This is a genomic window from Acidovorax radicis, assembly GCF_020510705.1.
Taxonomy (GTDB): Bacteria; Pseudomonadota; Gammaproteobacteria; order Burkholderiales; family Burkholderiaceae_C; genus Acidovorax; species Acidovorax radicis_A.
In genome coordinates this window covers 3,033,335-3,057,028 of sequence record NZ_CP075184.1, presented here as the reverse complement: position 1 = coordinate 3,057,028, position 23,694 = coordinate 3,033,335, and the positions used below count along the sequence as shown (strand labels likewise).

The window sequence follows — 23,694 nt, the reverse complement described above, 5'->3', positions numbered from 1 at the left end:
TCAGTGGTCCTTCAGGCGCAGGCCTGTCTTTTTGAGAATGGCGGTGGAGTAAAGAATGTCGTGCGCACGGCAGGCCGGGCCAAGCACCGAGGCCACCACGTCGGCCTGGCTCTCGACTTCTGCGCGCGAGCGCCCGTGCAGCATCGCAAACAGGTTGTAGGGCCAATCGGGCAGATGGCGGGTGCGCCGATAGCAATGGCTGATGCCCTTGAGTTGCAAAATTTGACCGGCGAGCGTGTCTACCTGCGCATCGTCCACATCCCACACACTCATTCCGTTGGCGGTGAAGCCCAGCCGGTAGTGGTTGGGCACCGCACCAATGCGACGCACCAGGCCCTCTTGCAGCATCGACTGCAGCCGCGCGCGCACCTGTTCGCCGTCCACGCCGAGCATGGCACCCACGGCTTCGTAGGGGCGCGCCACCAGCGGCAAGCCACCTTGCACCGCAGCGATCAGTGCACGATCAAATGCGCCAAGTGCCATGGGAGACTCCTTGGTCTGCGCAAAGCGGCAAGCGCAGTTCGACGTGGTATTCACGCTCTTTGGGGAAAAGAAACACGGCCAGCCCTGTGGATTGCTCGATGCGCTTTGCCGCCCGTGCCACGCCGTCGGCCGACTCCGCGGCCAGTACAAACCACATGTTCAAGGTGGGGTGTTCACGGCGATAGTTGTGCGCTACCTCTGGCAGGGCGTTCACCAGCGCGGTAACTTCGTCAAAGCGCTCTTCGGGGACCATGAGCGCCGCCAGCATGAACTGACCACCGGCCCGCTCGATCTGAAACAGGGGGCCGAAACGGGTGAGCACGCCGTTGGAAAGCAGTTGGCGAAGGGATTCGATCACATGGTCTTCGGTCCAGCCCAAGGCTTCGCCCACCGCTGCAAACGGGCGGTCCACCACCGGAAAGCCGCCGTGCAGGTAGTCCATGAGACGCAGTTGGTCTGTGCTAAGCATGGCGGGCTTTGGTGGGCGTTGCCGCGGCAAAACGGCGTGGGCCGCGCTGTGTGAAGCGGCGCAGCGAAAAAAGCACCTGGTGCGGCAGATGCCCGATGCTGGCTTCTTGTGCCGCCTGCTCTACGAGCGCCAGCACCTCGCCGCGTTCGCGGCCGTGCACCATGCAGTACAGGTTGTAGGGCCAGTTTTTCGAGCGGGCGCGGCGGTAGGCGAGCGTGATGCCTGGTTGCCGCGCCAGCATTTCTCCGCAGGCATCGACCTGCTCGTCCGACACATCGAAGACGGTCATGGCGTTGGCCGTGAAGCCCATTTCGTGGTGGCGAACCACCATGCCAAAACGGCTCAGGGTGCCCTGGGCCAGCCAGCGGGCGAGGACTGACAAGACCTCGGGTTCTGTCCATCCCAGCTGCTGCGCCCAGGCTTCAAAAGGCTGCGCCACGACCGGCAGGCCCTGTTCGGCGAGGGCCGCAAGGCCTGCCTCAGGTTCTGGCACGGGGGTTATTGCGGCCAATGTGATGCCACCGGCCGCAGCGGTGCTGCGGCCCAGATCAAACCCCAGGTCGATGCGATAGGGGCGCACCATCGGGAGTCGCTCCACAGTGAGGCCTGTGTGGCGCTCGATACCCGCCAGGATGCGCTCCATGGCAGTGGGGTCCGCTGCGGTGATGACGAACCATAGATTGAGCGGGTTGTCGCGCTCGTAGTTGTGGTTTACCCCTGGGTGAGCCGAGACGAAGGCGGCCACCTCGTCCAGCCTTTCCGTGGGCACGGCCATGGCTGCCAGCATGCCGGCGCCGCCTGCGCCCGGCGCGAAGACGCCCCCAATGCGACTCAAGGTGCCTGTGTGCAGAAGGTGCCGGCAGGTGGCGAGGATGTCGTCGACCGGCCTGTCCAGCGCACATCCGAGCACGGCAAACGGATGGGTGCACAGCGGGAAATCGCGTTGCCACGCGTTGAGCAGCGGTAAGTCCTTGGCGAGGGCATGCATGTCAAAAGCCCATGCGTTGTGCGCGTGCCGAGAAGAAAATGCCACTGGGCGCCTGCGCAGGCAGGGACGCCTGCGTGGCCAGAGTCGCCGTGTTTACCACTTGCACCCGGTCGTCGTCGCGGCAACTGATCCACACCGATTCGCCGCGTGGCGTGAACTCCATATGCATCACCGCTTTGCCTGGCTGCAAGGTGGCCACGACGCGTTGATCCATGGTGTCGATAACCTGCACGCGATGGTAGTCAGGCACGGCGAAGTTCACCCAGACTTGCCGCCCGTCAGGCCTTGCCATGACAAACACCGGTTGCCCAGCCACGGGGATACGACCGACTTCGGTCCAGGACGTGGTGTCCACGATCAGCACCTCATGGCGCCCGATGGCTGGCAAATAAGCGTGCCGCCCCGCCACGGCCCAGCCGCGCAAATGGGGCATCTTGAAGACGGGCAAGGGCTGCTGGCCACGGCCATAGCCGCTCAGAATCCGGCGTGCCGATGGTTGCTCTGCCCATGTGTCTACCAGTGCGAGACCGTCCTCGCCAAATAGACCCGCGATGTAGTGCCGACCGTCGGGCGTGACGAGGGCGTCATAGGGCTGGTGGCCAATGTTGTCGATGCGGGTTATTTGGGGCTGGGTGGGATTACTGCAGTCGGCAATGCAGATGGCATCGGCATCAAAGAGGCTGTAGATGAAGCGGCGGCCAGGCAAGTCGGCCAGCCCCACTACGCGCGATCTTTGGCCTTCGCGCGTGAGTGCCGGAATATCCGCCAACAACTGCATGGTGGTGGCGTCGAACACCTTGACGCCACCGGGTGTGTAATTTTGCGCGGCAATCAGCGTTCCGTCGGCGCTGATGGCGCCCCCGATCGAGTTGCCTGCCTGCTGCTCGCGTGCGGTGATCCGGCGGGTGATGAGGTCGATGCGGGTCACGGCGCCATCGCGCCCAAAGACGTAGGCGTTGCGGCCATCGCGGGAGAACACCACGGACGCGTGCGAGAGATCGCCCAGCCCTGATACCCGTGCCAGAACGGTATGGTGGCTGGTGTTGACGAGCAGGACGGAGCCTGTTGCGCGCTCGATCACCACCCCCAGGTCTCCTGTGCCCATCAACGCCTCGGGCGCGAGGGTGGCGCATCCGCTGGCCAGCAGCGGCAGGGCGGCCAGGCAAGAAAGCAGCGGGCGTCGTTTCATGGCAGGGGCCTGGAAGGTAAGGGAGGAAATCCGACGGACAGTTGTTCAGCGATCCACTGAGCCTCTGCCTCGGTCAGAAAGTCGCGCCACGGCGGCATGGGCGTGCCGGGGCGGCCGTGAAAAATGGTGGCAGCCATGGACTGAACGGATTGGTTCACCAAGGCTGCTGAAGTAAGGGGCGGGCCCAGCCCGCCCGTGAGGTGCATGCCGTGGCAAGACCCGCAGTCCTGGCGCACCATGCGCACCAGCTCTTGCTGGCGGGCCGGTGACTGGGACGGCTGCGCCGCCACCCCGGCACAGGCCAGGATCAACGGCAACAACACAGCGGTGCGGGTCCACATGGCAGTTGTTGCGCAGGGCGCTCAGGATTTGAGAATGAACTCCACAGCGGCCTTCAGATCAGCGTCGCTGATCTTGTCCGGTGTGTTGGGGGACATCGGAATGGGGCCAAAGCTGCCTGAGCCGCCTTTGCGCACTTTGTCCATCAGCTGCGCAGTGACGTCTTTGCCCTTGTACTTGGCGCCAATCTCCTTGAACGCCGGGCCCACCAGCTTCTTGTCCTTGGAGTGGCATGCCATGCAGCCAGCCTTGTTCATGGCCTCTTCGGGGCCGGCAGCGCTTGCGGCTCCGCTGGCAAGCCCGAGCGCAATGGCCAAGGCCATATGCCATGCAATGGATTGGTTCGTCATGGTTTGCTCCTGTCTAAGAAATCAATACACGTCGTGCTGCGTGTTGTTGACGTTGAAGTGGCCTGTGGGCGTGATGATGCGAGGGTCCTTGATGACGGCCTTAAGCTTGAGCGTCTTGTCGTCGACGACCACCAGCGCGGAGGCTTTGTCCTTGGCGGACCACACGGCAAACCACACCTCGTCACCGTCCTTGTTGAACTCGGGCTGTACGACTCGCTTGGCACCGCCGTCGTCCGGCAAGCCAGCCCACTGGGCGATCGGCAGCACGGTGTAGCCCTTGTCGAGCGCATTGATGTCGAACACCACCACCGATTGCGACAGCTTGGTATCGGGGTTCAGGGGAGCGTCCGAGTACAGGTGCTTGGACTTGGGGTGGCTCTTGATGAAGAGTGCACCGCCGCCGGGGCCCGTGAGTTTGGCAACTTCCTTGAACGCATACTGCTTGTGCTTCTTGGGGTCGGTGCCGATCAGCGAAATGGTTTCATCACCCAGGTGACCGGTGGCCCAGACGGGGCCGTAGGTGGGGTGGATGAAATTCGCGCCACGGCCTGGGTGCGGCGTCTTGCCCACGTCCACCAGCCCGGCCAGCGATCCGTCCTTGGCGTCAATCGCAGCAATCTTGTTGCTGTTGTTGGCGGCTACCATGAAATAGCGCTTGGTCGAGTCCCAGCCCCCGTCGTGCAGGAACCGTGCCGAACCAATTTCGGTGGTTTTGAGCGCGTTCAGGTTCGAGTAGTCGACCATCAGCGTCTGGCCGGTTTCCTTGACATTGACAATGAACTCGGGCTTGTAGTGCGAAGCCACGATGGAGGCCACGCGTGGTTCGGGGTGGTATTCCTGCGTGTCCACGGTCATGCCACGGGTGGAGACGATCTTCTTGGGCTCCAGCGTGTCGCCGTCCATGATGACGTACTGGGGTGGCCAGTAAGCACCCGCGATGGCCAGTTTGTCTTCGTACCCCTTGAACTTGGAGGTGTCCACCGAGCGGGCTTCAAGGCCAATGCGGATCTCTGCCACGTTGTCGGGCTTGGGCATCCACAGGTCAATCATGTTGACGCGGCCATCGCGACCGATCACGAACAGGTAGCGGCCGGATGCCGAGGTGCGCGTGATGTGCACCGCGTAGCCGGTCTTGACGATGTTGATGATCTGTTTGGTGTCGCCGTCGATCAGCGCCACTTCACCGGTGTCCCGCAGCGTGGTCGAGAAGATGTTGGCAATGTTGTAATTGTTCATCTTCTTCGTGGGCCGGTCCTTGGGCGCCACCGCGATCTTCCAGGTCTTCTTCATGTCCGCCATGCTCCACTCGGGCGGCTGTGGCGGCTCTTGCTGGATGTAGCGGGCCATCAAGTCGACTTCGGTCTCGCTCAACTCACCGGAGGTCTGCCAATTGGGCATGCCGGCGGGTGAGCCATAGGCGATGAACACTTTGAGGTAGTCCGTGCCTTTGGCCAGCGTGATGTCGGGGGTGAGGGGCTTGCCCGTGGCGCCCTTGCGCAACACACCGTGGCAACCAGCGCAGCGCTCGAAGTAGGTCTGGCGTGCCTTCTCGAACTCTGCTGCCGTCATGGGCGGTGCCTTGGGGTTCGTGCTCTGGTGCATGGGCTCGGTGACCAAAGGAGAACCACCCGCCTGGTAGTTCAATTCGGGCTGCGAGACTCCTTTGCCTGCCTGTGCCATCACGGCGGTGCAAGCCAGTGCGAGGGCTGCCAGTGCGAGGTGCTGGACGGTTTTGACTGTGTTCTTCATCGGTCCTCCGTTGGGAGCAGCGTCTGGTTTTCGGAGGTGGCGCGGTTGCGCTTTCCGACCCGTCCAACGGCTGTCCTTCGTTGCGTGCGGGTATGCATATCGTCCTGTGGCTGGTGCGCGCTGTCCTTGAACTGGTTCAAGGACGCGCGGGCCTGTGTATTCAAACAATGCATCACCCCATCTGACGACAAGAGAGCCACGCGATGAGCTTCATGGACGATCCCCAATGGTTGACGCCCGCACACGGTGCTGCCCCCGGCACCACCGTGCCTGCGGGTTTCGTAACACTCGTCGGCGCCGGTCCTGGTGACCCGGATCTGCTGACCGTCAAAGCAGCGCGTGTGCTGCGCCAGGCCAGCCTCGTGCTCTATGACCACCTGGTTGGCGAGCAGGTGCTTGGTTTGGTGCCCGCCAGTGCCGAGCGCATCTATGTGGGCAAGGAGTCGTCCTGCCACACATTGCCGCAGGAGGGCATCATTGAACTCATGTGCAAACTGGCGCGCAGCGGGCGGTCTTTGGTGCGTCTCAAGGGCGGGGATTGCTACGTCTTCGGGCGCGGCGGTGAAGAGGCGCTGGCCCTTGCAGAAGCCGGCATCCCTTTCGACGTGATCCCTGGTATCACGGCGGCACAAGGCGCGGGTGCGTGTGCAGGCATTCCACTGACCCACCGCGACCATGCCGGTACGCTGGTATTAGCAACGGGGCATTTGCGAGGCACCAATGAATCCGCGCTGGACTGGCCACTGCTTGCACGCCCCAGGCAGACGGTGGTGTTCTACATGGGGGTGGCCACGCTTCCCACGATTTGCACGCAACTCGTGGCGCACGGATTGCCAGCGCAGACCCCCGCCGCCATCGTGGAGCGTGCCACCATGCCAGATCAACGTGTCACCACCGGCACCCTGGCGTCGCTGCCGCAATTGGCCATTGACCGTGCGGTCAGGGCGCCCGCCCTGGTCATTGTGGGCGGTGTGGTGTCGCTACAGAAAAAGCTCTCGCAGGGGCAGGCGCGTGCAGTGACCTGACCCGATGGCCCGCAAGCCTCTACAGCGCTAGCGCATCCGTGTGTGGCCGGGAACTGGCGGACGGTTGCCAGCCCGGTCCAGCCCAGCTCAGGCGAGGCCCGGGAGTGGCCGCGCATTCGGGGGATTGGCCTGTGTGCTTGCGCCCCGGCAGTAGGCGGGCTCGCCGAGGCCGATCTTCTGACGCTTGCGGGTCGCACTATGAGTTCCAAGGCGCTTGTGTACAACTTCATTAGCCAAGGTAATGGCACTGAATATTGCTATGCATACACATTAAATGCCTTCCCATGGTGGTGCAAATGGCTACGATGTGGGGCGTGCCGATGCCCTGATGTGGTGCGGCGGGCTGCTTTTTGTACCGATTCTGGAGATTTTCACTGTGCTGCGTTTTTCTTCTTCGCCCCGTTTCTCGTTGACTGCTGCGGCTGCACTGGCGGCTTGTTCGCTGGCCTCTGCCAGTGTGTTTGCCCAAGACACGCAGACTGTCAAGATCGCCCACGCGGGGCCAGTTTCCGGCGGCATTGCCCACATCGGCAAGGACACAGAAAACGGCGTGCGCATGGCGATTGACGACCTCAACGCACAGGGCTTGGTGATTGGCGGCAAAAAGATCAAGTTCGAGATCGCGGCCGAAGACGATGCGGGCGACCCCCGCCAAGCCACCGCCGTGGCCCAAAAGCTGTGTGACCAGAACGTGGCGGGCGTGGTGGGCCACTTGCAGTCGGGTACGTCCATCCCGGCCTCGTCGGTGTATGACAAGTGTGGCCTGCCACACATCACGGCATCGGCCTCCAACCCCGATCTGACCAAGCCCGGCAACAAGACCACGTTTCGCCTCATTGCCAATGACAACGCCCTGGGCGCTGCGCTGGCGTTGTTTGGCGCTGACCACCTGAAGCTCAAGTCGGTAGCCATCATCGACGACCGCACCGCCTACGGGCAGGGCGTGGCGTCTGTGTTCAAGGCCACGGCGCTGCAAAAGGGCCTGAAGGTGGTGGGCGAAGAGTTCACCAACGACAAGGCGACCGACTTCATGGCCATCCTCACGGCCATCAAGAGCAAGAAGCCGGATGCGATTTTTTATGGTGGCCTGGACGCACAAGCCGGCCCCATGCTGCGCCAGATGGAGCAACTCGGGCTGGGCCATGTGAAGTACTTTGGCGGTGACGCGCTGTGCACCGAAAAGCTGCCCGAGCTGTCTGGCAAAACCCCGGGGCTCAAGAACGTGACCTGCGCCACCGGCGGTGCGTCGGTCGACAAGATGCAGGGCGGCAGCGACTGGAAGAAGCGCTATGACGCCAAGTTCCCGGGCCAGTTTCAGATCTACAGCCCCTATGCCTATGACGCCGCCATGGTGCTGGCCGACGCCATGAAGCGCGCCAATTCGGTGGATCCCAAGGTGTTCACCCCGTTCCTTGCTAAAACGGAATACAAGGGCGTGACAGCCAACATCGCCTTCACCGCCAAGGGCGAGCTGACGACACCCGCCGTGACCCTCTACACCTACAAGGATGGCCACCGCGTGGCACTGAACTGACGCAGCGGTCTGACGCAGACGTTGAGCGGCCGCCCTGTGCGGCCGTTTTTGCATCCGGGTGCCGGATCGATCTGGGGTTGCCGGGCATCCTTTACAGTCTGGCCGATATCAATCGTGCCGGCGTTGCCCGGCAAGGAGCCATGACATGCGTGCAGCGTTCGGTTTGGTAGGGCTGGTGGTGGCGCTGGCCCTGGTGGGTGTGCTGGTCAAAAAACAGCTGGCAGCCACGCGCGCGCCCGTGCCCGCGTTTCAAAGTGTGCCCGGTCCGGTGGCACCGGCGCCTGCCGCCACGGTGCGCGAGCAAAGCCAGCAGATGCAACAACAGGTCAAGCAGCAGATGGAAGGCCTGATGCAACAGGCACGGCCTATGCCTGAGGATGAGCAAAAACAGTAAAAATGGCCTCTGGCGCTTTATTTATAAGCGCAATCAGCTATAAATATCATAGTAATGAGCGAGAGTCCTGATACGCAGTGGATGCGCCTTGCCTTGGCGCAGGCGCACATGGCGGCGCGTGCTGGTGAAGTGCCAGTGGGTGCCGTGGTGGTGAAGGACGGTGAGGTCATTGCCACCGGCCGCAATGCCCCGCTGCACGACCATGACCCCACCGCACATGCCGAGATCGTCGCATTGCGGGCGGCGGCACAACGGCTGGGTAACTACCGACTGGACGGGTGCACGCTTTACGTGACGCTGGAGCCGTGCGCCATGTGCAGTGGTGCCATGGTGCACGCGCGGCTGGCACGGGTGGTGTATGGCGCGGCAGACCCGAAAACCGGGGCCGCCGGGTCGGTGCTTGACCTGTTTGGCTTCGCGCAGATCAACCACCAGACGCAGTTGCACGGTGGTGTACTGGCCGATGAGTGCGGCCAAGCACTGAGCGATTTCTTTCGCCAGCGTCGCAGCCTGCAAAAGGCCGAGGCACTGGCCCGCCACCCCTTGCGCGACGACGCATTGCGCACCCCCGATACGGCTTTCGCCAACTTGCCAGGTTACCCCTGGGCGCCCCATTACGTGAGCGATCTGCCCAGCCTGGCGGGGCTGCGTTTGCATTACCTTGACGAGGGCCCCAAAGACCCGCGCGCAGCCCCACGCACCTGGCTGTGCCTGCATGGCAACCCGGCCTGGAGCTATCTGTACCGGCATATGCTGCCGACGTTTCTCGCAGCGGGCGATCGGGTGGTGGCGCCGGACATGATCGGCTTTGGCAAAAGCGACAAGCCCAAAAAAGAAGGCGTGCACGCTTTTGAATGGCACCGCCAGGTGCTGCTGGAGCTGATCGAACGCCTGGACCTGCACCGCACGGTGCTGGTGGTGCAAGACTGGGGCGGCATCCTGGGGCTGACGCTGCCCATGGCTGCGCCAGACCGCTTTGAAGGCCTGCTGGTCATGAACACCTTGCTGGCCACGGGCGATAAACCTCTTGCGCCGGGCTTTGCACAATGGCGCGCGATGTGCCGTGACAAGCCCCTGTATAGCGTGGGGCGCCTCCTGGCGCGGGGAAACCCCCACTTTTCGCCAGCCGACTGTGCTGCCTACGACGCACCGTTTCCTGATCGGGGCTATCGCGCGGCGTTGCGGGCCTTTCCCGAGCGGGTGCCTGCTGCCGTTGATGACCCCGGTGCCGCTCTCTCGCGGCAAGCCCGCCAGTTCTGGCAGAGCCAGTGGCGCGGCCGCAGCCTGATGGTGGTGGGGGGGCAAGACCCGGTGCTGGGGCTGTCCAGCATGCAGGCGCTGCGCCATGACATTCACGGTTGCCCAGAGCCCCTGGTGCTGCCCCATGTCGGGCATTTTGTGCCCGAGCATGGCGAAGCCATTGCCGCGCGGGCTGTGGAATACTTCGGCCATTGAGCCCCGGTCGTGTGCTGATTGCAGCACGTGCCGGGTTAGCCCCTGTTTACGGAGCAGGCCTGCCAAGGGCCTGAGCGCTTTGCACGACCATCACGACCATTCCCAGTGTGACCACGACCACGGTTCCAAGCACATCTACATCTATTCGCCCTCCGGTGCTGTGCGCGACAAGGCCGCCTTCAAGCGCGGCATTGCGCGCATGAAGGCCCGGGGCCACGAGGTCGAAGTGGACGTTGACGCGCTGGCCGTGCACACGCGTTTTGCCGGGGACGATGCCACGCGCCTGGCGGCCATCCACCGCGCTGCAGCCAGTGGTGCAGATGTGGCGCTGATCTCGCGGGGCGGCTATGGCCTGTCGCGCATCTTGCCGGGTATTCGCTACAAGACGGTGGCCAAGGCCATTGCCAAGGGCACGCACTTTGTGGGTGTGAGCGATTTCACCGCGTTTCAGCTCGCCATGCTGGCCAAAACCGGTGCAACCACCTGGGCGGGCCCGTCGCTGGGTGCCGACTTTGGCGCAGAGGGTGAGCCCGACGACATCATGGAGGCCTGTTTCGACGACCTGCTCACGGGCCACGGCGAAGGCACTGGCTGGCGCATGCACCGCGAAAAGCCCCATGCCGTGACCGGCAAGCCTGCCGTACCCGGTGTGTACGTCAAGAGCGCCACGCTGTGGGGGGGCAACCTTGCGGTGTTGGCATCGCTGGTCGGCACGCCGTATTTTCCGGATGTGCCGGGTGGTGTGTTGTTCGTGGAGGACCTGCACGAGCACCCGTATCGCATCGAGCGCATGCTCAGCCAGTTGCTCCATGCAGGGGTTCTGGCCAAGCAGAAGGCCGTGGTACTGGGGCAGTTCACCAATTACAAGCTGGCACCTCACGACAAAGGCTACAAGTTGCAGTCGGTGATCGACTGGCTGCGCACCCAGATCAAGGCGCCAGTGCTCACCAATCTGCCTTACGGGCATGTGGCGACCAAGGTGCTTTTGCCAGTGGGCGGCACTGTATCGCTGTCGGTGGAAGAGCGCGACGCGCTGATCTACTGGGGCCATCAGCACTGAGAACGTGAACACGTTCTAAGACGGTCTGCAAAGCGGTGTTTGCGCGCCTGCGCCGTGTGGCGCTGCCTGCCCTGCAATCTCAGTGATTGGTGGGCAGCGGATGGCCGGGCAACGGAGCACGCACCGACATCGGAAACAGCCCCTGGAACAAGGGTGTGACCTGGTCCAGAAGTTCTTGCGTAACGGCCTGCCCGCGATAGGGCAACAAGGTATTGAACAGATCGGTGCGCAAATACCAGAGTGCCTCAATGTCACCCGCATAACGCAGCCGCATGCTCATGCGAGCCACTTCACACCCCGTCAGACCCATCAGGTTTTGAAGCATGGCCCGTCGCACCACTTCAAGCCCCTGATCGCGCACCCACGCCGTCGATGACGGCTTGTCGCGACCGAGCAGGTCGTGCAGGTCGTTGCGAATGTTGGGCTTGTTCCAGCGCATGAAAAGAGTGCAATACGGTGCGAGTGGCGGGGTTGCTTAAAGTAAGCCGGGGAAAGGAGGGGCGCAAGGGTGCTGCTCCTGTTTTTGCATAAAGACAACACGCAGGGCCTGGTTGTTGCGATTTATTGCGCATTTGAGCGGGTTGCTTCGGATTTTTTGGTCTCGATGTGGAACGTGCTGTGGGCCGTGCTGCCATGCCAGGGTTAAGGGGTGCATCAGCGCTGCGGCTCTTGTGCCACGGGGTCGCACAGGATTGTTGACGCTTTGTTGCGTGCGTCTTCATGGCGCTTGCACTAAACTGAATCACATGATGTTGCTAATGGGTTCGTGTTCATGAGTGTGTTGTCCACGGTGGTCTTTGCGGACATCTCTGGCAGTACCTCGTTGTATGAGACGCTTGGTAACGAGCGCGCCACGGAGGCTGTGACACAAGTTACTCAGTGGATTGGAGAAACCATAGAAACGCATGGCGGCAGGGTGGTCAAAAAGCTCGGGGACGGCGTTCTGGCCATCTTTGGAGATGCCTCGGGGGCTGTGTCGGCGATCTCTTCCATGCTGCGGCACCACCAGGACCGGCTGCACCGCTGGCCCTTGCCACTGCGCATGGACATCCGTGTGGGCGTGGCCAGTGGCGAAGTGGTGGATGTAGGTGGCGATTGTTATGGAGATGCCGTCAACGTCGCTTCGCGTCTGTGTGAGCGTGCCGGCCCGTCTGAAATTTGGGCCACCGAAACGGCGGTGCTGCTGGCAGGCGCTGCACCCGACGTCTGGTATCGCAAACTGGGGATGATGGAGATCCGTGGCAAGGCCGAGTTGCTCATGCTCTACCAGGTGGAGTGGCGCGAGAACGAAGAGCCGGATTCGCTCACGATGCAAGCCGCGTTGGTCAGCAGCTTTGCTCCGGCAGACTCGATTCTGGGCCAGATCCAGTTTTCGTGGCATGGGGCGGACATGTCCTTCACATCGTCGGATGCGCCGGTGCATATCGGGCGCGCCACGCATGCCCAGTTGTGCATCAACGATCCGAGGGTGTCGCGCCTTCATGCGCGCATCGACTGGCGCAATAGCGGTTTCGTGCTGACCGACATGAGCAGCTTTGGCACCTGGGTGCGGTTTGATGGAAGTGATTCCCCCGTGCGGCTGCGCCGCGACGCATGCATTCTTCACGGCACCGGTCAGATCGCGCTGGGCGTGTCGTTCTCTGAACCCAGTGCGCCGGTCATGCAGTTCCACGTGGCGGGCACCAACGTCCATTTGGGGTAGGGCTGGCCCCGTGTTGCGGCCGCGCTCGGGGCTGCATTCAAACGGCGGTTACCTGTGCTGCGCGCCTTGAATGTTTAAACGAAAAGTGCCTCTGGCGCTTTATTAATAAGCGCTAGCAGCTCCGAAAAACGTAGCAAATGGCTCGGTATCCGGCAGGATATACACCACGCCGCGGGCCTGCCCGAACAGTGGCGCGATGAGCTGGTTGTAAAACGGCTCCGGCGCATTGATGCACCCATAGCTGATGCGCTTGTCTGGCAGGCTGGGGCTTGCCAGACGCTGCCTTCGCCGTTCAGAGGCTTTCACGCTGCGCACCCGGTGCAGCGAGACCGCAGCCTCGTAGTCGATCCACACAATGTCGTCACCCTGCAGGTTGCGGCCAGGCTCGGTCACAAAGCGGCCCGCAGGGGTGGTGCGTTCCTGGGGTGGAATGAGTGACAACGGCCGCGTGCCGATGTCTGGCGCAGACCGGTCGCCCCGGGCCACACCCAGCAGCACGGGTGAGCTTCCCAACCACTGGCCACGCGCAGAGAACACATGAATGCGCGCCTGCGGTTTGTCGATGACTGCAAAGGGCATGCCTTGGTGGTCTGCCGTGGCTGCCACCCAGCGCACCAGGCGCTGCGCTGCCGCAGAGGCCTCAGACGTGGGGCAGGTGTCCGCCGAAATGGTGGTCGAGGCAGCGAGCGCGCCGCCTGCGGCCCGCGCTGACGGGCTGAGGAGCACCAATGCCACGGCCGCAGGGGCCACGCCCAGCATCCATAGCCGGCGTGCCTGTCTAAAACGAAGATCCGGGCCAGGGGCAATGAAGGGGTTCATGAAGCCAGTAGAGGCATAACCAATGCCAATGGAAGGGGGAGAAACGCCACCTCGGAATGCAGGAGGTATAGAGGCTGGTTTTAACGGATTAACAAAGGACAGGGCGAGGGAGAGGGTGCAGCGGAGGCCCGAAGGCGCCGTCGAGTCACCGCTCTTTCTAATGCAGAAGGAGCCGCCTAGGGCACCTGCGGGTGAAAAAAGGCGGCCCGCAGGCCGCCTGTTGTGACACCGATGGTGGGGCGCTCAACCGCCGCGCGTAACGGGGACGCCAGCGTCTTTTCCATAGGCGCCATATTTGCCGAGTTCCCACTTGGCAATGGCGTTGCGGTGCACTTCATCCGGGCCGTCCGCAAAACGCAGCGTGCGCGCGCCGGCATAGGCATAGGCCAGGGGGAAGTCATCGCACATGCCGCCGCCGCCATGCGCTTGCATGGCCCAGTCGATCACCTGGCAGGCCATGCTGGGCGCCACCACCTTGATCATGGCGATTTCAGTCTTGGCGACCTTGTTGCCCGCCACGTCCATCAGCCAGGCGGCCTTGAGGGTCAGCAGGCGGGCCATGTCGATCTTGCAGCGGGCTTCTGCAATGCGCTCTTGCGTCACGGTCTGCTGGGCCACACTCTTGCCGAAGGCGATGCGCGAGCTGGCGCGTTTGCACATCAGCTCCAGCGCGCGCTCGGCCAGGCCAATGAGGCGCATGCAATGGTGGATGCGCCCAGGGCCAAGGCGGCCTTGGGCGATCTCAAAGCCCCGGCCTTCGCCCAGCAGAATGTTGGAGACCGGCACGCGAACGTTCTCGAACGTCATCTCCACATGGCCGTGGGGTGCATCGTCATAGCCCAGAACGTTCAGGGGGCGAATGATATTGATCCCCTTGGCATCTGCGGGCACCAGCACCATGCTCTGTTGCGAGTGACGGGGTGCGTCAGGGTCGGTTTTTCCCATGGTGATGAACACCGCACAACGCGGATCAGCGGCACCGGAGATCCACCATTTGCGCCCGTTGATGACGTATTCATCGCCATCGCGCTCGATGCGGGTGGCGATGTTGGTGGCATCACTTGACGCCACATCGGGCTCGGTCATCGCAAAGGCGGAACGGATCTTGCCTTCGAGCAGTGGCTTGAGCCAGCGGGCCTTGTTGGCGTCGTCGCCGTAGCGTGCAATGGTTTCCATGTTGCCTGTGTCAGGCGCAGAGCAGTTGAAGGCTTCGCTGGCCCATGGCACGCGGCCCATTATTTCGGCTAGGGGCGCGTATTCCTGGTTGGTGAGCCCAGCGCCGTCATAGCCCGATGCAGCCGCGCTGTCGACGGGCAAAAACAGGTTCCATAGGCCTGCAGCCCGGGCCTTGGTTTTGAGGTCTTCAACGGTTTGCAACGCGCTCCAGCGTTTGCCTGCTGCCGTGTTGGCCGCCAGTTCTGCCGTGTAGACGGCCTCGGCGGGGTAGATGTGGTCGTCCATGAACTGCAGGAGTTTGGCCTGCAATTGTTTGGTTTTGGGCGAGTAATCAAAGTCCATGGGGGGTCTCCGTCAAAAAATCAGGGCGTGGGTGAATGCATACAACAGGTCAGCCGCGTTGCGCGAACGACCAGGCCAGCTGGGCCATGGGCCGTGCGGTATCGCCCGAGGCCTTGGCTTGCGCGCTGGATGCCGTGCCCGCTTCTACCCGCTTGGCAATGCCTTGCAGGATGGCCGCGATCCGGAACATGTTGTAGGCCAGGTAGAAGTTCCAGTCCGCGCGCAGCGCCTCGGGCGTGGTGATGCCGGTGCGCTCGCAATAGCGGCGGATATAGCTTTCCTCGTCCGGGATGCCGAGTGCGGCAAGGTCTTGCCCCGCAATCCCACGGCCCATCGCAGCCGGGATATGCCAGCTCATGCAGTGGTAGCTGAAATCTGCCAGCGGGTGGCCCAGTGTGGACAGCTCCCAGTCGAGCACAGCGATCACGCGTGGTTCGGTGGGGTGGAACATCAGGTTGTCAAGCCGGTAGTCTCCATGCACGATGGATACATGGCCTTCGTCCCGTGCACTGGCCGGCATGTGCGCGGGCAGCCATTCCATGAGGCGGTCCATCTCTTCGATGGGCTGGGTGATGGAGGCCACATATTGTTTGCTCCACCGGCCGATCTGGCGATCAAAGTAGTTGCCGGGTTTGCCGTAGCCAGCCAGTCCCCGGTCAGCAAACTTCACGGTGTGCAGCGCGGCAATCACGCGGTTCATTTCGTTGTAGATGTCAGCGCGTTCGGTGGGTGTCATGCCCGGCAGCGACTGGTCCCACAACACGCGGCCTTGCATGCACTCCATCACATAAAACGCGCGGCCCATCACCGACTCGTCTTCGCACAGCACGTGCATTTTGGGGACGGGCACACCGGTGCCATAGAGGCCGCTCATCACGGCAAACTCTCGTTCGATGGCATGAGCTGACGGCAGCAGCTTGGCCACCGGGCCGGGCTTGGCGCGCATCACATAGCTGGCGCCGGGGGTGATGAGCTTGTAGGTGGGGTTGGACTGCCCGCCTTTGAACATCTCTACGGTCAGCGGGCCTGCAAAACCCGCCATGTTCTGCGTCAGCCAAGCGGTCAGTTTTTCGATATCAAACGCGTGCTGCTCGGAAACAGGACGGGTGCCGACGAAATGGTCAAAGTTGCTCATGGGTGGGTGCAGAGGGTCAGTTGTCGGTTTCGGCTATGCGCATGAGGGCGTCGCGGTCGCGCACCACCAAGCCGCCCGGCTCGATGCGGATGGCATCCTCGCGCTCCATGGCCTTGAGCTCCTGGTTCACCCGCTGGCGCGATGCGCCCAGCAGCTGTGCCAACTCTTCCTGCGCCAGCTGCAGCCCGATGCGCATCTCGCTGCCGTCCGACAGGCTCGGAATGCCATAGCTGCGCACCAGATGCACCAGCTGCTTGGCCAACCGCGCGCGCAGGGGCAGGGTGTTGAGGTCTTCCACCAGGCCATACAGCTGACGGATGCGCCGTGCATGCAGGCGCAGCATGGCTTCGTAGAACTCGGTGTGCGCTGCGAGGATCTTCTTGAAATCGGCCTTGGCCACGCACAGAATCGTGGTGTCGCCATGCGCATAGGCATCGTGCGTGCGCCGGTCTCCGTCGAAGATCGCCACATCGCCAAACCAGATGCCCGGCTCCACGTAGGTCAGCGTGATCTGCTTGCCCGAGATGGAGGTGGAACTCACCCGCACTGCACCGCGCGCGCACGCAATCCACTCCTCGGGCGGGTCGCCGCGTGCAGCGATAAGGCCGCCATCTTTGAAGCGTTTGACGTAGGCACATCGCAGGATGTCGTGGCGTAGAGAAGGTGAAAGGGATGAAAACCAGCGACCGGAGTTGATCGCTTCACGTTCTTCGATGGTAAGAATCGGGTCGTCCATGGCCTGTCTTTTTTGTGACTAGAAACAGGCCCATTGTCGCGTCAGGGACCAGGGTGCAGGGGCAGGGTTGTCACCTGCGTGTCTTTCGAACAGAGATTCCTGGATCAGCAGGGACCTGGCCCGGCTGCGCACGCAAAAAAGGCCCCGGGTTGCTGTGCGCAGCATCCCGGGGCCTGTGGTGTACGTAGGGGTTGATGCCCACAGCGGGTGGGCCGTGCTATTCGTAGCGTGGCGCGCGCTTGTCCAAAAATGCGTTGATGCCCTCGCCCGCATTGGCGTGGTGCAGGTTCTTCACGAAATGATCGCGTTCCATGCCCAGTTGCTGTGTCAGGCTGGCCTGCGGCGCTTCGTTCAGCAATTCCTTGATGCTGGCCAGGACGTTGAGTGCGCGGGCGTTGAGCTGCTCGGCGAGCGCCAGCGCCGCGCCCAGCGCATTGGCCGGTTCTGTGAGTCGGTTGACCACGCCCAAGGTGTGCAGGCGCGGCGCGTCCACACGGTCGCCACACAGGAGGATTTCCGTGGCCAGCTGACGGGGCAGGGCGTGTGCCAAACTCCAGCTTGCGCCGCCGTCGGGTGAAAGGGCAACGTTGCTGTACGCCATGACAAACACGGCATTGCGTGCCGCCACGATGAAGTCACATGCAAGCGCCAGCGAGAACCCGGCGCCCGCTGCGGCGCCTTCCACGGCGGCGATCACCGGCTTGGGGTAGGTGCGGATGGTTTCTATCCAGTTGTGCAGGCCTTCGATGCTTTGGGCCTGCACTTGTGGCGCCTGTTCGCGGTTGGCCAGCAGGCGTTGCAAATTGCCACCCGAGCAGAACATGCCATCCGCCCCGGTGATCACCACACTGCGGATGTCAGGGCTGCTCTCTGCCACGCCCAAGGCTTCGATGCCTGCAGCGTACATGGCAGGCTCGATGGCATTGCGCCGCTCGGGGTTGCGAAGGGTCAGGATCAGGGTCTGGCCCTGGCTGGTGCTCTGAAGTTCTGCGGGCATGGAGTCGCTGGGTTGCGCCGGTTCGGTGGCTCAGTGGTCTTCGACGTGTGTGAGACTCAGCCCGATGGCACCCCGGCGGCGCAGCCACGGGCTGGGGCGGTAGCGGGTGTCCCCGTACACGGTCTGCATGTTGAAAAGCACCTCCAGAATATTGGTGGGGCCCCAGCGGTCGCCCATGGCCAGCGGCCCCAGGGGGTAGCCCAGGCCCAACGTCACCGCTGTTTCCAGGTCGCGCGGGCTGCAGATGCCCTGCTGGCAGATGTCGCTAGCGATGTTGACAATCGTGGCCACCACGCGCTGTGTCACAAAACCACCGCTGTCGCGGATGACGCTGACTGCCTTGCCGTCACGTGCAAACAACGCGTGCGCTGCGTTGCGAATGTCCAGCCGCGTGGCCGGGTTGGTGGCAAGCACGCGGCGCTTGGTGGCCGCGTCATCGATGAGCATGTCGATGCCGATGGTGCGCGCCGGATCGAGCCTTTCGACCACGGCGACGGTGGTGATGTCAAAACCCAGCGGTGCCACCAGCGTGATGGCATGGGGGGAGGGCGATTGCCCGGTTTCTATGGTGGCACCCAGGTCCTTGAGCAACTGGTACAGCTCTGCACGGCGTGCGGCGCGCGGTGACACCCACACGGGTGCTATGTTGTCGACGACGGGGGGGGCTGGCTCTGCCGGGACCTGCGCAACGCCGTCCACATACCGGTAAAAACCTTCGCCGACTTTTTTGCCCACCATACCGCCTGCCAGGCGTTGGGCCGTGATGACGCTCGGCCGAAAACGTGGCTCGTCGTAGTACTGGCGGTAGATGGATTCCATCACGGGGTGCGACACATCCAGGGCAGTGAGGTCCATCAACTCGAAAGGGCCGAGTTTGAAGCCGACCTGGTCGCGCAGGATGCGATCAATGGTGGCGAAATCAGCCACGCCTTCGCCCACGATGCGCAAAGCCTCGGTGCCAAAACCGCGCCCCGCGTGGTTGACAATGAAGCCAGGCGTGTCTTGCGCTTGCACTGGGGTGTGGCCCATCTGCACGGCATAGGCCGACAGCGCGGAACACACGGCCGGATCGGTTTTGAGACCCGCGATCACTTCCACCACCTTCATGAGGGGGACGGGGTTGAAAAAATGAAAACCAGCCAGCCGATCAGGCTGCTTCAGCGCGGCACCGATGGCCGTGACCGAGAGCGACGAGGTATTGGTGGCCAGAATGGTGTCGCTGCGCACCACGGCTTCCAGACCGGAAAAAAGAGCCTGTTTGGCGTCCAGGCGCTCGACGATGGCCTCCACCACCAGGTCGCACGCGCCCAGGTCTGCCATCGATCCAACGGGGTGCAGCCGCGCCGTCAGCGCGATAGCCTCGTCGGCTTCCAGTCGCCCTTTGGCGACCAGCTTGCCCCATTGTTGTTGAAGTGCGGTTTTGGCGGCTTCGGCCGCGCCGGGGTTGGCATCCAGCAGAAAAACCTGGCTCCCGGCCTGGGCTGCAATTTGCGCAATACCCCGTCCCATGGCGCCCGTGCCCACGACGGCAATGTTGGAAAACTGAATTTTCATAGCGGCATTATGGCTCTGGCACTGCGCTGGGGTTCTGTGCAAGAATCTATTCGACCAAGAATTGAAATTATTGTGCAAATTCGTAACACCATTTTGGGGCCTGGCTTGTGGGCGGTTGCAGCCGGCGCCTCGGCACTCTCGTTGGGTGGCGGTAGCGGTGCGGTGGTGTTGGGGGCTCCGATTGACGTGTCGTTCGAGCTTCAGCCCGACCCGGGGGCGGATGTTGCTTCGTCGTGTGTGACTGCCAAGCTGATGGCGGGGGACACTGCGGTAAGTGACAGCAAGGTGCGCGTAGTGCCCTTGCCCGAGGTGCGAGGCCGTCCTTCCGGTGTGCGTGTTCTGGCGTCGATCGCGCTGGATGAGCCTGTTTTGACGGTCACCCTGTCTGCAGGCTGTGCGGGCAAGACGACCCGCACCTACACCTTCCTTTCCGAGCTGCCAACGACGGCGCCGCGTTATTCGTCGGCATCGCCCGTGGATGTTGCACGCCTGCCCAATGTGGCGGTGGCTGCGGGTGTGGCTGTGGCGGCGGGTTCGTTGCTGCCTGCGTCGAAAAATGCGGACAATCGTTCGGGTTCGCGGGCCAAGGCGCGCGAACCAAAAGAAACCTTCACTCCACCCGCGCTCTTGCCTGTGCCTGCGAAGCCGCTGAAGAGCCCGCCTGCACGGCTGTCAGACACAAAGACAAAGAGCGCGCCGACAACCCAAAAGGCTCCGGGCACCACAGCGCCCGCAGACGGCCGTGCGCGGCTTGTGGTGGAGCCGCTGGACACCTGGCTTGAGAGCCCGGTGACATTGCGCACAACCCCTGAGCTGTTGACGGCGCCGTCACAAGACGCCTCGGCGCAGCGTGCGCAGGCCACGGCGTTGTGGAAGTCGTTGAATACGCAGCCCGAAGATGTGCAAAAGGACGGCGAGCGGTTGAAAACGCTGGAGGCCAACGCCGACGCAGTGCGCAAGCAGGCCATCAAAGACCAAGCCGACGTTGCGCAGCTGCGCGAGCAACTGGAGCGGGTGGAGCAAGAGCGATTCCCGGCAAAGGTGGTGTATGTGCTTGGCGCATTGCTGCTGCTGGCGTTGTTGGTTGCCGCTTGGGTCTGGACGCGCTTGCGCAATGTGTCACAGATGGCTGTGCGCGCTTGGCGCGACTCGGTGGCCCTGGGCTCGCGGGATGCCGTGGCGGCCCACGAGGCAGCGTTGGGCCTTGCGCCGCATCCCGCAGACACCTGGGGCCCCCCGGAGACATTGCCAACGCCCGATGCGCATGCGGACACGTCACGCCCAGCGCCGGTGGCCGCCGAAGCACGGGTGCCGTTTGTATCGACAAGGCCCGTGGCCAGTGCCCCCGCGCCCTTGGTGGGCGCCGCACCGGTTGTTGCCGCCCCGCGCCCGTCGCTGCATTTCGTCAACCCCGAAGAGCTTTTTGACATTCAGCAGCAGGCCGAATTTTTCATCTCTGTCGGTGAGCACCAGCAGGCCATTGAGGTCTTGAGAAAACACATTGCCGAGCATCGTGAAAGGTCGCCGCTGGCTTATCTTGAACTTTTGCGGCTTTATCACACGCTCAGCCGCGTGGACGATTTTGCGCAACTGCGATCGCAGTTCATGCAGTTCTTCAATGCGCAGGTGCCTGAGTTCTCGGGTTTTCATCGCACGGGACGCATGCTGTACCACTACACCGACGCCCTGGCAGAGATCGAGGCGGAGTGGACCACCTCAGCCGTTTTGCCGCTCCTTGAGGCCTTTCTTTTCCGGCGCGCGGATACAACCGGCGTAGAGCCCTTTGATCTGGCGGCCTACGACGATCTCCTGTTGCTTTTGTCGATTGCGCAGACCACACCCGCTAGCGCGCGGGGGGCTCCACCTCCCCGAAAGCGGACCACACCCTTGGCCCCCCCGAGGGCAGACTCGCAGGTCAATGAGGCGCCTTCGGCCGTCTTGCCGTCAGCGGAGCTTCCGCTGGATTCGTTGGCTGCCAGTCTGGAGTTTGATTTTGACCTGCTGCCGCAGCGGTCTGTCGCCGGGCCCGCCACAGCCGACTCACCTGCACCCGCCGCACCTGCTTACGGCACCAGCGGTGACAGCCAGGGCATACCGCTTGACCTCGATCTCTCAGAGCCGGTGCACCTGACGCTCAGCGATTTGCCCGCCGTACCGGTGACGGCAGCGCCTTCCGCCGGGCAGCCGGTCGGGTTTGGCATGGCCAATGACCTGATGGAACTGCGGCTGGAACTGGAACAGAAGAAGGTCGACAACAAGTAGCAGGTTCGCTCGCTCGTGGGAGGAAAGCCGACGGCGCACACACGACGCATCCCCTCAGGAAACCATGGATTCGTCGTACCGAGTGAAACCGTCTCGCTGAACGCCCCGCATGGCGCGGTGACGGCTCCCCAACAACTGGCGACCGACAAGGCGCAAGCGCGCACGCGTCGGGCAAATCGCTAGCGTTAATGTGAAGCTACAAAACCCTGGTGCTATGCCAACCGTGTTGTGAACTGCTGCATTTGCCGCATCTGCTGAGCGGCGGCTTCTTCGGGATTCGTTGCGTTGACGAGGGCTCTCACCACGGCGATGGAGCCGACACCTGTGGCCAGCACCGGCGCGAACTGCTCGGGTCCAATCCCGCCAATCGCGACTTGTGGGTAGTGGCGCAGCAGGCGCGCATACACCCCCAGCCTGCCAACACCTTGTGGCGCGGTGGCCATGCGTTTGAGGGTGGTAGGGAACACCGCCCCCATGGCAATGTAGCTTGGCCCGACGGCGTCTGCGCGCACCATTTCTGCATATCCATGGGTACTCACCCCGAGCCGGATACCAGAGGCGCGAAGGGTTTGCAGCTCTTGGGCGCTCAAGGCATCCAGATCTTCTTGCCCCAAGTGGACGCCATACGCCCCGGCGTCGATGGCTACCCGCCAGTGGTCGTTGATGAACAACAATGCCCCTGTGCCTTGCACGGCGCGAACGGCGGCCTGCACTTCATGTTGAATGGTTGCCGCGTCGTCGAATTTGAAGCGCAACTGCACGGTGGGCACGCCAGTGCGGGCCATGCGGGCAACCCACTGCGCGTCGGGCAAAACGGCATACAGGCCGAGCTGATGCGGGCATGCGGCGAACTGCTGCGCCCTGGGCTGGGGCTGCAGGCCAAAATCAACGGGGTTGTCAGGCCATGCATCGGCCTGAAATGTGCCTGTGCGCAGGCTCTGCGCCAGCCATGCCTGCGCAAGGCATTCGGCATCGTGGGCGATAAACCCGAGGGCGCTGCAGGCGCTGAGGGCTGCGAGGTAGGCGGGTTCGCTGCGGGTTGGCTCTGGCGTCGGTTCGGGTGAAAACCCAGCAAAAGTGGCTGCGTGGTGCTCAAGAATGGCTTGCGCCATCGCTGCGGTATCACGCATGGGCGTGGTGCCAGAACGGCGTGCCCAGCACGGGGGTGCTTGGCTGCGCTGAATCCTGTGCGGTCATGGCGCCAGCGCGGTAGGCAGTGCGCCCAGCGCTCACCGCATCGGCAAATGCGCCCGCCATGGCGACAGGGTCCTGCGCTAGCGCCACGGCGGTGTTGAGCAGCACGCCGTCATAACCCCATTCCATCACCTGGCACGCATGAGAAGGCAGGCCCAGCCCTGCGTCCACCAGCATCGGAACGTTCAGGCGCTCTCGCAGAGTCTGCAATGCATAGGGGTTGACAGGGCCACGGCCCGTGCCAATGGGGGCTGCCCATGGCATCACCGCCTGGCAACCGACATCGACGAGGCGCTGGCAGAGCACCAGGTCTTCCGTGCAGTAGGGCAGCACCTGAAATCCCTCCTTGATCAGGTGTTCGGCCACGCCCACCAGGTTCAGCGTGTCGGGCTGCAGGGTGTAGTCGTCCCCAATCAGCTCCAGCTTGATCCATGGGGTGTTGAACACTTCGCGTGCCATCTGCGCGGTAGTGATGGCCTCCTGAGCGCTATAGCAGCCGGCGGTGTTGGGCAACACCGGTACGTCGAGCTTGCGCAAAAGCTCCCAGAAGCTGCTGCCGCTTTCGGCAGGATTGCTGCCTTGTCTGCGCAAGGATGCTGTGACCATGGCCGGGCGCGCGCGCTGCACGGCGGCCTCCAGGAAGGCAGGCGATGGGTATCGCGAAGTGCCCAGCAACAGGCGGCTGGAGAAGGTCTGGCCGTAAAGGACCAGAGCGTCGGATGTAGGGTTGTGTGTCATGGCA

Annotated in this window: 23 protein-coding genes; 7 read left to right on the top strand and 16 right to left on the bottom strand. The window is 63.0% G+C overall.

From position 1 onward, the window contains the following. The 7 genes from KI609_RS13945 to KI609_RS13915 are packed head-to-tail and all read right to left on the bottom strand — an operon-like array spanning position 1 to position 5,567. A complete protein-coding gene (locus tag KI609_RS13945; RefSeq protein ID WP_226444120.1) occupies positions 1-483 on the bottom strand; it encodes an Lrp/AsnC family transcriptional regulator in 483 nt (160 codons plus the stop codon). Further along, positions 464-952 (bottom strand): Lrp/AsnC family transcriptional regulator, encoded by a 489-nt coding sequence (locus tag KI609_RS13940; RefSeq protein ID WP_226444119.1) that lies wholly within the window; start codon positions 950-952, stop codon positions 464-466. Before KI609_RS13940 ends, KI609_RS13945 begins: the two co-directional genes overlap by 20 nt. Then, entirely contained in the window at positions 945-1,940 is a 996-nt protein-coding gene (locus KI609_RS13935; RefSeq protein WP_226444118.1) for an Lrp/AsnC family transcriptional regulator, read from the bottom strand. The genes KI609_RS13940 and KI609_RS13935 overlap by 8 nt, the downstream gene beginning before the upstream one ends. A 1-nt stretch (position 1,941) precedes the next feature. Further along, on the bottom strand, positions 1,942-3,129 hold the full coding sequence (locus tag KI609_RS13930; protein WP_226444117.1) for a cytochrome D1 domain-containing protein: 1,188 nt from the start codon (positions 3,127-3,129) through the stop codon (positions 1,942-1,944). Continuing rightward, a complete protein-coding gene (locus KI609_RS13925; RefSeq protein ID WP_226444116.1) occupies positions 3,126-3,470 on the bottom strand; it encodes a c-type cytochrome in 345 nt (114 codons plus the stop codon). The genes KI609_RS13930 and KI609_RS13925 overlap by 4 nt, the downstream gene beginning before the upstream one ends. Before the next feature lie 21 nt (positions 3,471-3,491). Beyond that, positions 3,492-3,818 carry a c-type cytochrome gene (locus tag KI609_RS13920; protein ID WP_226444115.1) on the bottom strand — a complete coding sequence of 109 codons (327 nt, stop codon included), beginning with the start codon at positions 3,816-3,818 and terminating at the stop codon, positions 3,492-3,494. A 21-nt stretch (positions 3,819-3,839) separates the two neighbouring features. Then, the gene (locus KI609_RS13915) at positions 3,840-5,567 is read right to left on the bottom strand and encodes a cytochrome D1 domain-containing protein (RefSeq protein WP_413463323.1); all 1,728 of its coding nucleotides are present in this window, start codon (positions 5,565-5,567) and stop codon (positions 3,840-3,842) included. A gap of 203 nt (positions 5,568-5,770) precedes the next feature. Here KI609_RS13915 and cobA point away from each other — a divergent pair, with 203 nt between their 5' ends. From cobA to KI609_RS13890, 5 genes are all read left to right on the top strand, one after another. Further along, positions 5,771-6,592, top strand: coding sequence for a uroporphyrinogen-III C-methyltransferase (cobA, locus tag KI609_RS13910; RefSeq protein WP_226444114.1), 822 nt, complete (start codon positions 5,771-5,773; stop codon positions 6,590-6,592). 328 nt (positions 6,593-6,920) lie between these two features. Next, positions 6,921-8,126, top strand: coding sequence for a branched-chain amino acid ABC transporter substrate-binding protein (locus tag KI609_RS13905; protein WP_413463430.1), 1,206 nt, complete (start codon positions 6,921-6,923; stop codon positions 8,124-8,126). Positions 8,127-8,271: 145 nt separating this feature from the next. Beyond that, entirely contained in the window at positions 8,272-8,520 is a 249-nt protein-coding gene (locus KI609_RS13900) for a hypothetical protein (protein WP_226444113.1), read from the top strand. A gap of 54 nt (positions 8,521-8,574) precedes the next feature. Next, positions 8,575-9,975 carry a tRNA adenosine(34) deaminase TadA gene (gene tadA, locus KI609_RS13895; RefSeq protein ID WP_226444112.1) on the top strand — a complete coding sequence of 467 codons (1,401 nt, stop codon included), beginning with the start codon at positions 8,575-8,577 and terminating at the stop codon, positions 9,973-9,975. A gap of 79 nt (positions 9,976-10,054) precedes the next feature. Continuing rightward, positions 10,055-11,035, top strand: a complete 981-nt coding sequence (locus KI609_RS13890; RefSeq protein ID WP_226444111.1) for an LD-carboxypeptidase — start codon at positions 10,055-10,057, stop codon at positions 11,033-11,035. Positions 11,036-11,114: 79 nt separating this feature from the next. On the opposite strand, the gene KI609_RS13885 is transcribed toward KI609_RS13890, so the two are convergent. Next, entirely contained in the window at positions 11,115-11,474 is a 360-nt protein-coding gene (locus tag KI609_RS13885) for a hypothetical protein (RefSeq protein ID WP_226444110.1), read from the bottom strand. A 333-nt stretch (positions 11,475-11,807) separates the two neighbouring features. Between KI609_RS13885 and KI609_RS13880 the strand changes: the two genes are divergently transcribed. Then, positions 11,808-12,737: an adenylate/guanylate cyclase domain-containing protein gene (locus tag KI609_RS13880; RefSeq protein WP_226444109.1), complete on the top strand. Its 930-nt coding sequence runs from the start codon at positions 11,808-11,810 to the stop codon at positions 12,735-12,737. A gap of 102 nt (positions 12,738-12,839) precedes the next feature. On the opposite strand, the gene KI609_RS13875 is transcribed toward KI609_RS13880, so the two are convergent. From KI609_RS13875 to KI609_RS13850, 6 genes are all read right to left on the bottom strand, one after another. Next, positions 12,840-13,496, bottom strand: coding sequence for a hypothetical protein (locus KI609_RS13875; RefSeq protein ID WP_413463429.1), 657 nt, complete (start codon positions 13,494-13,496; stop codon positions 12,840-12,842). A 303-nt stretch (positions 13,497-13,799) separates the two neighbouring features. Then, on the bottom strand, positions 13,800-15,074 hold the full coding sequence (locus KI609_RS13870; protein WP_226444107.1) for an acyl-CoA dehydrogenase family protein: 1,275 nt from the start codon (positions 15,072-15,074) through the stop codon (positions 13,800-13,802). Between the two features lie 49 nt (positions 15,075-15,123). Beyond that, positions 15,124-16,209, bottom strand: coding sequence for a phosphotransferase (locus KI609_RS13865; protein ID WP_226444106.1), 1,086 nt, complete (start codon positions 16,207-16,209; stop codon positions 15,124-15,126). Between the two features lie 16 nt (positions 16,210-16,225). Then, positions 16,226-16,945, bottom strand: coding sequence for a Crp/Fnr family transcriptional regulator (locus tag KI609_RS13860; RefSeq protein ID WP_226444105.1), 720 nt, complete (start codon positions 16,943-16,945; stop codon positions 16,226-16,228). Positions 16,946-17,162: 217 nt separating this feature from the next. Next, positions 17,163-17,942, bottom strand: a complete 780-nt coding sequence (locus tag KI609_RS13855) for an oxepin-CoA hydrolase, alternative type (protein ID WP_226444104.1) — start codon at positions 17,940-17,942, stop codon at positions 17,163-17,165. Between the two features lie 30 nt (positions 17,943-17,972). Continuing rightward, a complete protein-coding gene (locus KI609_RS13850; RefSeq protein WP_226444103.1) occupies positions 17,973-19,496 on the bottom strand; it encodes a 3-hydroxyacyl-CoA dehydrogenase in 1,524 nt (507 codons plus the stop codon). Between the two features lie 72 nt (positions 19,497-19,568). Here KI609_RS13850 and KI609_RS13845 point away from each other — a divergent pair, with 72 nt between their 5' ends. Further along, entirely contained in the window at positions 19,569-21,758 is a 2,190-nt protein-coding gene (locus KI609_RS13845; RefSeq protein ID WP_226444101.1) for a FimV family protein, read from the top strand. A 212-nt stretch (positions 21,759-21,970) separates the two neighbouring features. Here KI609_RS13845 and KI609_RS13840 read toward each other — a convergent pair whose 3' ends face one another. Next, positions 21,971-22,888, bottom strand: a complete 918-nt coding sequence (locus tag KI609_RS13840) for a thiamine phosphate synthase (RefSeq protein ID WP_226444099.1) — start codon at positions 22,886-22,888, stop codon at positions 21,971-21,973. Further along, a complete protein-coding gene (locus KI609_RS13835) occupies positions 22,881-23,690 on the bottom strand; it encodes a thiazole synthase (protein ID WP_226444097.1) in 810 nt (269 codons plus the stop codon). The genes KI609_RS13840 and KI609_RS13835 overlap by 8 nt, the downstream gene beginning before the upstream one ends. Positions 23,691-23,694 lie beyond the last annotated feature (4 nt).